This window comes from Sphingomonas sp. CCH5-D11, from assembly GCF_001557395.1.
Taxonomy (GTDB): Bacteria; Pseudomonadota; Alphaproteobacteria; order Sphingomonadales; family Sphingomonadaceae; genus Sphingomonas.
The window spans coordinates 20509-30653 of record NZ_LSKH01000049.1 but is presented as its reverse complement, the minus strand read 5'-3'; the positions used below and the strand labels follow the sequence as shown (position 1 = coordinate 30653).

The 10145-nt window shown below is 63.3% G+C and carries 16 protein-coding genes; 12 read left to right on the top strand and 4 right to left on the bottom strand.

Annotated elements, in window-relative coordinates:
- Positions 1–83 precede the first annotated feature (83 nt).
- The 3 genes from AX702_RS03315 to AX702_RS03310 all read left to right on the top strand — a co-directional run bounded on the left by AX702_RS03315 (position 84) and on the right by AX702_RS03310 (position 1406).
- Positions 84–689, top strand: coding sequence for a hypothetical protein (locus AX702_RS03315; RefSeq protein WP_066776106.1), 606 nt, complete (start codon positions 84–86; stop codon positions 687–689).
- A 130-nt stretch (positions 690–819) separates the two neighbouring features.
- Positions 820–984, top strand: a complete 165-nt coding sequence (locus tag AX702_RS21965) for a hypothetical protein (RefSeq protein WP_156455339.1) — start codon at positions 820–822, stop codon at positions 982–984.
- Between the two features lie 2 nt (positions 985–986).
- Positions 987–1406, top strand: coding sequence for a hypothetical protein (locus AX702_RS03310; RefSeq protein ID WP_066776103.1), 420 nt, complete (start codon positions 987–989; stop codon positions 1404–1406).
- A gap of 30 nt (positions 1407–1436) precedes the next feature.
- Here the strand turns inward: AX702_RS03310 and AX702_RS03305 are convergent, their stop codons facing one another.
- Positions 1437–1712 (bottom strand): hypothetical protein, encoded by a 276-nt coding sequence (locus tag AX702_RS03305; protein ID WP_066776100.1) that lies wholly within the window; start codon positions 1710–1712, stop codon positions 1437–1439.
- Positions 1713–1871: 159 nt separating this feature from the next.
- Between AX702_RS03305 and AX702_RS03300 the strand changes: the two genes are divergently transcribed.
- The 5 genes from AX702_RS03300 to AX702_RS03280 all read left to right on the top strand — a co-directional run bounded on the left by AX702_RS03300 (position 1872) and on the right by AX702_RS03280 (position 4827).
- Positions 1872–2399 carry a hypothetical protein gene (locus tag AX702_RS03300; protein WP_066776097.1) on the top strand — a complete coding sequence of 176 codons (528 nt, stop codon included), beginning with the start codon at positions 1872–1874 and terminating at the stop codon, positions 2397–2399.
- Positions 2400–2479: 80 nt separating this feature from the next.
- Positions 2480–2905, top strand: coding sequence for a hypothetical protein (locus tag AX702_RS03295; protein ID WP_066776094.1), 426 nt, complete (start codon positions 2480–2482; stop codon positions 2903–2905).
- Positions 2906–2923: 18 nt separating this feature from the next.
- Entirely contained in the window at positions 2924–3634 is a 711-nt protein-coding gene (locus AX702_RS03290; RefSeq protein WP_082745955.1) for an SOS response-associated peptidase, read from the top strand.
- Positions 3635–3683: 49 nt separating this feature from the next.
- A complete protein-coding gene (locus tag AX702_RS03285; RefSeq protein WP_066776088.1) occupies positions 3684–4265 on the top strand; it encodes a hypothetical protein in 582 nt (193 codons plus the stop codon).
- Between the two features lie 37 nt (positions 4266–4302).
- Positions 4303–4827 carry a hypothetical protein gene (locus AX702_RS03280; protein WP_066776085.1) on the top strand — a complete coding sequence of 175 codons (525 nt, stop codon included), beginning with the start codon at positions 4303–4305 and terminating at the stop codon, positions 4825–4827.
- A gap of 85 nt (positions 4828–4912) precedes the next feature.
- Here the strand turns inward: AX702_RS03280 and AX702_RS03275 are convergent, their stop codons facing one another.
- The gene (locus tag AX702_RS03275) at positions 4913–5671 is read right to left on the bottom strand and encodes a transposase (RefSeq protein ID WP_066776079.1); all 759 of its coding nucleotides are present in this window, start codon (positions 5669–5671) and stop codon (positions 4913–4915) included.
- Between AX702_RS03275 and AX702_RS22375 the strand changes: the two genes are divergently transcribed.
- The 3 genes from AX702_RS22375 (at position 5622) to AX702_RS03260 (ending at position 7999) form a co-directional block, all read left to right on the top strand.
- Complete coding sequence (locus tag AX702_RS22375) at positions 5622–6134, top strand: hypothetical protein (protein WP_066776076.1); 513 nt, start codon at positions 5622–5624, stop codon at positions 6132–6134. The genes AX702_RS03275 and AX702_RS22375 overlap by 50 nt on opposite strands.
- A gap of 807 nt (positions 6135–6941) precedes the next feature.
- Complete coding sequence (locus tag AX702_RS03265; protein WP_066776073.1) at positions 6942–7181, top strand: hypothetical protein; 240 nt, start codon at positions 6942–6944, stop codon at positions 7179–7181.
- A gap of 122 nt (positions 7182–7303) precedes the next feature.
- The gene (locus AX702_RS03260) at positions 7304–7999 is read left to right on the top strand and encodes an SGNH/GDSL hydrolase family protein (protein WP_066776071.1); all 696 of its coding nucleotides are present in this window, start codon (positions 7304–7306) and stop codon (positions 7997–7999) included.
- 59 nt (positions 8000–8058) lie between these two features.
- Here AX702_RS03260 and AX702_RS03255 read toward each other — a convergent pair whose 3' ends face one another.
- Positions 8059–8697, bottom strand: coding sequence for a DUF2490 domain-containing protein (locus tag AX702_RS03255; protein ID WP_177178991.1), 639 nt, complete (start codon positions 8695–8697; stop codon positions 8059–8061).
- 178 nt (positions 8698–8875) lie between these two features.
- Positions 8876–9277: a MerR family DNA-binding protein gene (locus AX702_RS03250; RefSeq protein WP_066776065.1), complete on the bottom strand. Its 402-nt coding sequence runs from the start codon at positions 9275–9277 to the stop codon at positions 8876–8878.
- 81 nt (positions 9278–9358) lie between these two features.
- Here AX702_RS03250 and AX702_RS03245 point away from each other — a divergent pair, with 81 nt between their 5' ends.
- Positions 9359–10102, top strand: a complete 744-nt coding sequence (locus tag AX702_RS03245) for a MauE/DoxX family redox-associated membrane protein (RefSeq protein WP_066776063.1) — start codon at positions 9359–9361, stop codon at positions 10100–10102.
- The last annotated feature ends 43 nt before the right edge of the window (positions 10103–10145 follow it).

Here is a 10145-nt window from a genome sequence, read left to right as displayed (position 1 = left end):
CCCAGAAGCCGTGCGGCGCATTCTGTGGGACGTGCTTCGCGGCAAATAGCCGTTGAACCGGATGTTTACGGCCAATGCGGCACATGGCCGAGATGGCCAGTCGCAATCTCGTCGCCTCCAGCAAGGTCCGCCACACGATCCTCGCCGTCGGCAACCCATCTTCGATGCAGCAGATTGTGGTCGGGCGGCTCAAGGCCGGAATGATCTATGCCCAGGCGGCCAAGATGATCACGACGGTCAACCAGCAAAGCACAACCGCGAGCCCGAAGGGCATCGACCCTGCGCTGTGGGCGATCGCAGCCGGCGAGCCGGACCTGATGGCGGCGATGTGGAAGACCGGCGAACTGACCGTGGTGTCGGGCCCCACCACCTACGAGATGGTCGGCATCGTATTCGACGGCGATCAGATCAATGAGGTCGTCGAGAAATGGGCATCACCGCCGGACGAATGGATCCAGATCAAGGGTGGTCGGCCGACCGCTAAATGGTGGTCCATGTTCTCAGTTGAGCTCGCCCGCTACGTGCTGGCTGAGGGCGTCCCCGGCGATGATTCCGACGTCTCGATCACGGCAGTTGTCGCCGCTCTGCAAGATCGCTTGGCGAAGGCCGACATCGAAAAGGGGCCGGACGCCGATTCGATCCGGCCCACTATTGAACTCCTGATCCGTCGTCATCTCACAGACGCTTAGCGGCTTCTCCGAGGTATTCCGGAGTATTCCGGAGCTTGGCGCGGTAACCCGAAAGGCGCGCCTCACCGCCGATGGCAAGCAGAGACCAGAAGCCGCCCGATCTCCGGACCGGCAACTGGGAATGCACGACATGAAGCCGATCTTTGTCACCATGCAGGAGGGTGAGCGCATCACCGGCCTGAGTCGCAGTTCGCTCTACCGCGAGCTGGCCGCCGCAAACATCAAGAGCCGGAAGGTCCGTGGCCGGCGCCTGCTGGAGATGGAAAGCCTCCAGGCGCTCGGTGGGGAGGCGTGAGCATGGGAATCTACACCTCGCGCGACGTCCATAAGTTCCAGTCGGCCTTACTTGCAGTCGATCAAGTATTGACTGAGCAGCAGAGCGATCCTCGCTTGGTTGCTGCCGAGGACATCCTCCAGCCCTATCACGCGACGGTCTATACGTTGATCGGCATCGGCATGGCGACCTTCCTCGGGGTCGATCCCGAGGAGGTCTGGTCCCCCGTCACGGCGACCAACTGGCGCGGTCGCCTACAGAGCGCCCTCACCTGCCCGAAGATCAGCGGTAAGGAATACGAGCTGGCTCACCATGCGATCAGGCGTCTCGATCTGACGCCGGAAGAGCTGGTCCGCGTCCGCAACCTGATCGAGAAGGTCGATCGTCTCCGTCGCCAAGGTGAGTTCCAGCTGGAGCTGATCGACGACGACGTGCCATTTTAGGGGGCGGCGGCGGACGCCGCCCCAGCCACTCTACCTGCCCCAGACGATCACGAGAACGAGCCGCGTCCGCACAGCTGGGCGCGGCTTGTGCTCTTCTACGTGGCAGCTGACGCACAGAGCGCGCATGAACTGCCAGAGATACCGCAGCGGATGGCCACGCCGCAGCTGATGATGCGCTTCGACCGCCGGCCGGGCACCGCAGTGCTGGCAGACCGGATGCGCGTCGAGGAACAAACCGTTCCTCTTCTGCCTGCTATTCGGCTTGTTGGTGCGCGGCTTCGCACGCCATGCGCGGGTGTTGCTCATGTCCTTTTCTCCAATGCCCACCATGGGCACCGGACCTGCCAGCTTAGCTGTACTGCCTGAGCGCACCGGCGTGCGGATACTTGCCGCGTTCCCCGCTGCCACGCCGTCATCCGCAATTCCAGACTGCGAATCACGTTTTGTTCTCGTTAGGCTGGCGTCATGGTCGGCGCACCCAAGAACCTGTCCGATCTCTACCGCGTCGAGGCTCAGGTCAGGGTCACCTGCACAAGCTGTAGGGCCACCGAAGTGTGGGAGCTGCACGCGATCATCACCGAGGTTCGCAACAACGGTGGCAATACGGACTGGCGCGCGGCACGCTATGCGCTGAAGTGCCCGAAGCGCTGCGCATCCCCGATGATCTCGCTGCTTCCGATCCCGTTCGGTCGTGAGCGCGCGCGACGCCGGGCCCACCGCCATGCTCTCGTCAATCTAGCGCTCACCATCTTGCGCGAGGCCGCAGGGCGATCATCACAAGAAACGGTTGGCACCATTGAGGTGCGGCTCGCCCTTCATGTGCTTCGGCCGTTCGTTCGCGACCAACAACTGCTGACGGACTTCTGGATCGCCGCAACCGTCGAGCCGCGGCACCCCTGGGCGAGCTGTCACAAGCCCTATCACCGGATCGTGCAACGGTTGGCTGATCTCGGCGTCACGATCGAGGGCGACCCCCGTTCTAAGGAGCAGTAGCGAGCCAGTCGATGTCAGCTACCGTCGCAGTCGCAGATGTGTCATCGTCTGCGCCGAACGAGACTTTGGCGGACGGATCGATGGCTGAGAACGAACAAGAAGCACCACTTGCTGAGACCGAAGATCAACCCGAGGTCACGGGAGATAGGATCCTCAATCTGATCATCCACCTGGCTGAAAAGGGCGCTGGGATGGCGGTCACGGTGTATACCAGCGGGCTATGCTTCACCGGCACGACTTGTTCTCGCCGCCAGTATCTCGAAGCTCAGCAGCGCATCACGGCTGGTGGCGGCTTCGCTGTCCTCTTCGAAGAGATCCTGAAGTCTGTTGACGATGAGGAGGAGACGGAGACGCCCGCGCCCGCATACCCATTTCTGCACCTCATTGGCGGACAGGTGATCTCGCCGGGAACTAAAGGGATGCCGGAAGGGGGCGTGCCGTTGCGGATCGAGCGCGACGCGATTGTAGGCTGGCACGTGGGCAAGTTGAGCGCCGCTGCCGACTAGCTCGGTTCACCCGAACAGATGTGCAATCGATACCGGATGACCGCCAAGCAGGCGGAGCTAGCCCGTCGGTATGGCGTCGAGCCAATCTACCCCGAGGACGCGACGTTCCCGCCGCCCGAGCTGTTCCCAGATCGGCCGGCATGGGTGGTGCGCCAAGGGGATGACGGCCGGTGCCTGGACACGATGGCATGGGGTTTCCCCCGCAAGGTGCCCGGCAAGCGGATCGACAAGGCGACCGGCAAGCCCGTGCTGCTGGACACGAGGGTAACGAACGTTCGCAACTACACGTCGCCGTTCTGGAAGTCCGCGCTGGCGAACCCGGAGCGGCGGTGCTTGGTGCCGTTCACCAGCTTCAGCGAATACGGGCCAGGCTCCACCGGCAAGCGTCCGCTGTTCTGGTTTGACGTGCCGAGTCGGCCGATCGTCTCGTTCGCTGGCGTCTGGCGGCCAACTGACACCGGCGCAGTGTTCGCCTTCTTGACGACCGAGCCGAACCCGCTGGTGGCGCCGATCCATCCGAAGGCGATGCCGGTGCTGCTGGACGAAGAAGACGAGGAGCGGTGGCTTACCTGCTCCTTCGACGAGGCGGTGGCCCATGCCCGCCCGTTCCCGTCGCAGCTGATGTCAGTGCAGCAGGCGCCAGATCCTCGCGCCGTAATCGGCGAGGAGAGTGGCGACGGAAATGGTCAGTCCGATTCCGACCAGCCCAGCCTCGATCTCGAACAATGACGGTCGCCGCAGCTCCACGCCTCATTTCCCCCAAAGCACGCCGAGCAGCATGAACGACGTCGTCGAACCTGCGAAGCCACGGCGTCGGAACGGCTGGAAGATCGCGTTCTTCGTGATGCTAGTGCTGTTCGAGTTCGCACGTGAGTGGGCCGTGCTGGCTGATGCAGGAGGTGCCGTGCCGAATGGGACCGCCAGGGTCTTCAGCTATGGTGGCTTCACCACCGCCCAAGGCCGTTGGGCCCGCATAGACGGTGGCGGCAGGCTAATGCCTGCTGTTGTGACGATCGACTGCCGGCAAGAGTTAGAGCGCTGTATCGAAGCCTCGACGACGATCAACGATGAGTATGTATACTCGCCAGAGGTTGACTGGTTCGAAGCGAAGTTCAGCGACGACGCAGTCACCTACGAGAACGACGTGCCCGACTGTGCCCGCTATTCGGTGCGTATCGACCTGAAGCTCAAGAAAACATTCGCCGTCCGCGAGCGGAAGAGCAATCCAGCCAACCCGAACTGCGCCAAGCTGGAGCCTCGGATTGAGATGCAGCTTGGCGATCCATATGAACCGGGCGCCGACCCCACCAAGGGGCACTTCGTGCCGCTAGTCTCCGTCCTTCGCGCAGTCCTGCAATGACGGACTCGGCGGCAGCTACCGGCGACGGCATAGGCCAATGAGCCAAGAGCGCGACGCCATCTCGCAGGGCCGTGGGAAGTGGTCACAGGCCGGCGTTCCGCACCGAGGCTGGGTCTGCGTTGACGAATACGACACGTTCGAGGCGCTTGGTGAAGACGAGTTCGAGACCTGCGGGATGTGCGAAAGCGCGCAGGTGCGCTTCATCCACGTCATGGCGAACGAGCGCTATGACGGACAACTCGCCTGCGGCTGTATCTGCGCCGGCCACATGGCTGAGGATCTGCAAGCCGCCGAGGGCCGCGACAAGCAGATGCGGTCGAAGGCTGGTCGGCGAGATCGCTTTCCGGAGCGGAAGGGCTGGCAGCGGTCTGCCAAGGGGACGCCCTACATCAAGGTGGACGGCTTCCACCTCATGGTGGTGACCAAGCGCGATGGATCGTTCGCGGTCGGGGCGACTCGACCGGGGTCGAAGGAGACGGTCTGGGGAAAGAAGCGGTATGCGACGATCGAAGCGGCGCAGAGGGGCTGCTTTGATGCTTGGCAGCACCTGAGCGAGGGCTGACACCGGGAACGCTGCTCCACAGGACAGCGCTGGGTGCAGCCACTGGCCGCCGGCGCCTGCCTGGGGGGTGAATGGTTAACGATGGCTAGAGGTGGTCAGGGCATCGTGGATGAATGCCTGAAGCCTGCCTGATCTCCGGCGGGACCGGCGGCCCGAAGACCGGCCCCCACACCGCGGGACAATCCCGCTCCGAGCAGAAGACGATCTCATCCCCGATATGCCACTTGTGGTAGAGGGCGAGCAAGCGCAGCAGGCCGAAATTCTGCACGCCGTTGCGCACGTCTGCCAGCTTCCTGATCTCGCGATTGCGCTGCTCGATGGCGTTGGTGGTGGCTCCCCGCCATTTGCCGCTCGGACGTAGCTGCACCGTCTTGAAGTAATTGGCGATGAGCAGCCAGTTGGAGTTCAGGTGATTCCAGAAGGTCTTCACCTTCTCGATGTCCGCCAACGGGGCCAGCCGATCGCGGCAGCGGTCGAGATGCGGCATGGCGTCGGCGAGCGTGCGGCTGGTGTAGAACCGCAGGAAGTCGAGGCGTCCCCAGAATGCGCGGCTTACCGCATCGTTGTCGGGGTGATCGAGCACGGGCTTGAGGTCGTCGGCGAAGTCGAACGTGCGCTGGGGCTTCTTGGGGTAGCGGCGCCACTTCTGCTTCTTCGGGTCCACCGCCATGATCGCAGGCTTCAGGTCCCAAAGGGTCCGCGCCTTCGCAGACTCCCCGCTCTTGCGCAGCTGATCGATCTTCTGGTTCACCACCTGCGATAGAGCGCGCTGATAACGCTCGAACACATGCCACTTGTCTGCGACGTGGATCGCGCTGACGAGCCGCCAGCGCCTGCTCAGCATTGAACGCCTGTCCCTTCCGCCTGGCCAGCAGATCGTCGGCGGTCATGCCGAGGTCGGCCGCGAGACTGGCAGTCTCTTCATTGCGGATGCGCCCGCGCGTGGCGGCGTCGAAGCCGCCCGCTCGCTGCACCGAGGTGGTCAACGCACGATCAATGTCCTGGGGCGACTCGAGCTTGTCGAGGCGGATATTGCCCGCGAAGTCAGGAACGTCTTCGCCCCATTCGGAAGACGCTGCCACCGCTCGGGTGCCGGTGTCGGCCGGGGACCCGCCGCGGAGGGGCAGCACATCGTCAGGTGCAACACCCTCAGCCGCCTGCAAGCGCTCTGCGTCGGTCACTATGTCCGTCAGCCGACGTGTCTGCCCTCTTGCTTCGATGCGGTCGCGAGTGAGCTCCGGGCCGACAAGCTCAGCACGCTCCACATCGGCGTCCATCGCCATCGCGGACGCGTTGGGCTCGGGTGAGCTTTCTCGCGGTGCAGCTTCAATTGTCGTCACTTGTGCATCAGGGGCATCATCGAACGCGTCCCAATCATCAGCGGGAACTTGGCGAGCAGCGGTGTCCGGCGCTCCCATCCGCCGGCCAGCGCCATAGTTCAGGCGCTCGGCGACTTCCGCGTATTTGGAGGGGAGGGAATTGGCCGTGCCCATTGGTCCGTAGCTCGGTGCGCCACCCTCCAGGCTCACCAGCGCTTCCCAATGATCTTCGACCCACGTCACACCGGGGTGCCCTGACGCATCGATGGGAATTGGCACCTCGGTCCCGTCTGCTGCCCGAGCGAACAGACTGCCGTCGCGTTCGATCATAGGGGCGTCGGGATCAAACTCGCGCGCAGGCGCTTCGGCCATGTCGGCGCTGGCGACATGATCCCCGCTAGACCGGGTGCCCAGCCGCCGTGTCGTTGCCCCCGCGGTTAGGCCGCCGCCGAGGCCGCCGATTACCTGACCGGCGATGGCCGCGTAAGGATTGCCCGGCGCGATGTCGTGCGCAGCTTCCTCGCCGATGTATGAGCCGGCGCCCGACCCGAGTTCGAGTGCAACCGCGGTGCGGGGGTCTTTCGCTGCATCAACAAGTGAACCCCGGATTGCCGAGCGCGCCGCGGACGCGTCGGTCGCGATGGATGGCGCACGAAGTGCCAGCTTACCACCGGCAGACAGGGTGCCGCCCACCGGCAAGACCGCGGAACCGGCGCCTCGCAAGAATGCCTGCCCATATCGCTCCAGGTCAGACCGAGGTGCGGACCCTTCATCACGCTGGCCGACCCCCATGGCGTGCCATTTGTCGCGGAGCCATGCGGCGATCGGAGAACTGTCGCCCATATCAACACCGAGGCGATCACCGGCGAGCTTGCCGACCGCATGGGACAGCTCGAACGGCGTGGCCACAATGTCGATGATGCCTTCGTTCAACGCGTCCATGGAGCGCAGGAACAGGCCGCGCGGCTCAGCCTGGACGGGCGCGCCTGTAGCGTCTTGCTGCTGAAAGGCGGGGTTCGCCTCTCGCGCTGGTAGTCGATGGTCCCCGCTGGTGCGCACATCGTTCTCGATAGTCTGTTCCGGGTGCGTTTGATGCTAGATCGCCAGCAAACTTCGCAATAGGTAACGGTTCTTGCGCACCGGAGAGCATTGGCATCATGAACGTAACATCCCGCCGCCGTACCCGCTCGAAAAAGTCGAATGGCCGCTGGTTCTATCTCGCGGGCGCGCTGCTTTTGATCATTGTCACCCTTCTCGCCTTTCGGGCATATTCCAGCGCCCAGCCGCAGAGAGATCTTGTTGTTTTCGTCGGTGACAGCATCACCGAAGGTGTTGCCTCCACTGATCCGACAACCACGTCACGCCCTGGCCTGTACCAGAGCCATGTCGGCAACGACGTGATTGTTGCCAATGATGGCGTCAATGGGATCACGCTCGGATCTCTTGCCGGGCAGGTTTCGTCCGTCGAGCGTTACTTCCGTTCCGGACGAAACAACGTGGCAATCATCCATGGCGGATCGAACGACTTTGCGCTTGGCAGCAAGGCGGCACCTTTGTTCAAGACGCTGCAGGAATATGCCGGCCGCCTGCACGATGGCGGCTGGAAGGTCGCCGTTGGCACTGTGATGCGACGCAATGGGTTGCCCCCGGAACAGGAGCGCGAGCGTCAGGCGTTCAACGCATTGCTGCGCAACGGAACGCTGCAGGCAAACGGCATCGCAGTGCTCGACTTTGATGCCGAGGAGCGCGCTGGCAAGGTCGAGATCGCCGATGGCGTCCACCCGTCAGACGCTGGCTATGCAGCGATGAGCAAATTGGACGTCGCCTTCGCTGACAAGGCGCTCGGCCGGTAGGGCGCCGATCAACTGATTGAACGGGCACTTGGAGAGCCGCGTGTCGGCTCCCCAGCGTTTTATGGCCTGAGCCGGAAAGTCACCATGAGGATGTGGTCGATGCGATCGGCCCCGCCCGGCGGCGCACTGATCTGCGCTTGATATCCGGTTTCAACCGCCTGGCCGGCAAGTGGAAGGCGCACGCCCGCAAACAGGCGCGTCGATTCGAAGCCACGGCGCGCGCCATAATCGGCGTTCAGAACATTGACGAAGGCTTCTGCGCTCAACACGCCCACCGGGGATCTTCCAGCGCTGCCGAGAGGCTTTTCGAACCGAATCTGTTCGCGAAACCTCAGGCCCATGTCCGAACCCGTTGAAAACCAGCGCTGCTCCAGGCGCAGCCGCCCCTTTAGCGCGCCCCATTCACCCGAGGCGATATCCAGGTCAGCCTGTTGGTAGGTACGCTTCTCGTTTCGCGGCCGATCATCGAACAATTCCTGATAGACGATCCCTTGATGAAGGGTGAGCCGCCTATTGACGACAAAGCCGATGGCAAGCCGCCCGAGCAGGACGGTGGGCGCCGACATGTTCTGTCCGATACGCGGCTGCACCTCCGCGCCCCAAAGCGTCTTTTTTCCCAGGTTTCCTTGCGCGGAAAAGTTGATCCACAATTGCCTGTCTTGCCGTGTCCGCGCCAGGGAAGATGACGGGATCAGCATGGCGAACGCAGCAGGGACGATGGCTGCGTATGTTACCGCAGACGTACTGATCTTCCTCATGCGGCCCCATGATCATGGCGATTGCGACGTGGCTGCGCCTCTGGTGAGCCAATCGCGCGTTCTCGGCAATTGACTTAATCAGTCTGCTTGCACCCCGCCGCGTGATGAAGGTCGACGCTCAATCCCCGGCGTGTTCGTTGAACGCCTTCAGGATCGGGCACGGCCCTTCCCCGCCAGCGGCGCAGTCCCGCTCCAATTCGCTCAGCCAGTCATGTGCCGCCTGCAAGCTCGCTATGCGATTCTCCAGTTCCTCGATCCGCTCGCGGGCCAACGCCCGTACGCGCTGACGATCAAGCGACGAGTCGAGCGCCAGAAGCTCGGCGATCTGTTCCAGCGAGAAGCCTGCTGACTGCGCACTGCGGATGAATTGAAGCCGCCGCACATCATTCGAGTCGTAGCGTCGGACGCCGCGGAGCGGCCGGTCCGGCTGGGCAAGCAAGCCGCGACGTTGATAATAACGCACGGTCTCGACACCAACGTCTCCCGCACGCGCCAGCCCGGCGATGGTCATCGCTGCCATTGTTGACTCCGTACCATGGTACGGCGGGTATACCGACCTTCCTGAGGCGTCGGCAAGCGATTGCCGCCAGGAGGTAGCTTGATGAAAAGCGGCGCGGGAAAGTCCGCCATTCTGTATCGCATGGTCCTTCCCGACCATCTCTGCCCGTCGGGTCTGAAGTCCAAATGGCGCCTGGAGCGTCATGGCTATCGTGTGGATGATCGCCCGTTGCGCACGCGCGCCGAAACGGATGCCTTCAAGGCGCGCCATCAGGTCGCCACTACGCCCCAGACGTTCATCGATGGCGAAAGGATCGGCGGCAACGACGATCTCGCCCGTTTCCTCGGAAAGCATATGCCCGCACCCGGCGCGACGAGCTACCGCCCGGTGGCGGCGGTGTTTGGCGTGACGGCGCTGATGGCCCTGGCGGCAAGCACCGCGGCGTTCGGCAGCCCGCTTACCGAGTACGCCGCCATGTGGTTCATCAGCCTATCCATGTGCGTGCTGGCCTTGCTGAAGCTGCAGGACGTGGAGCGATTCTCCACCATGTTCCTGAACTATGATCTGCTGGCGCGACGCTGGGTGCCGTACGCATATCTCTACCCCTTTGGTGAAGCGCTCGCGGGCGTGCTGATGACGGCGCGCCTTGGTGACTGGATCTCCATTCCCCTGGCCTTGTTCCTCGGTGGCATCGGTGCGGCCTCGGTATTCAAGGCGGTCTATGTCGATCGCCGCGCGCTGAAATGCGCCTGCGTCGGCGGTTCCAGCATGGTTCCTCTGGGCTTCGTCTCGCTGACCGAGAACCTCTTCATGGTGGGAATGGCGTTCTGGATGCTGCTGCGCTGATCAACGAGCGGAACAGGGCATCGCGCTAACCTGGATCACGCGC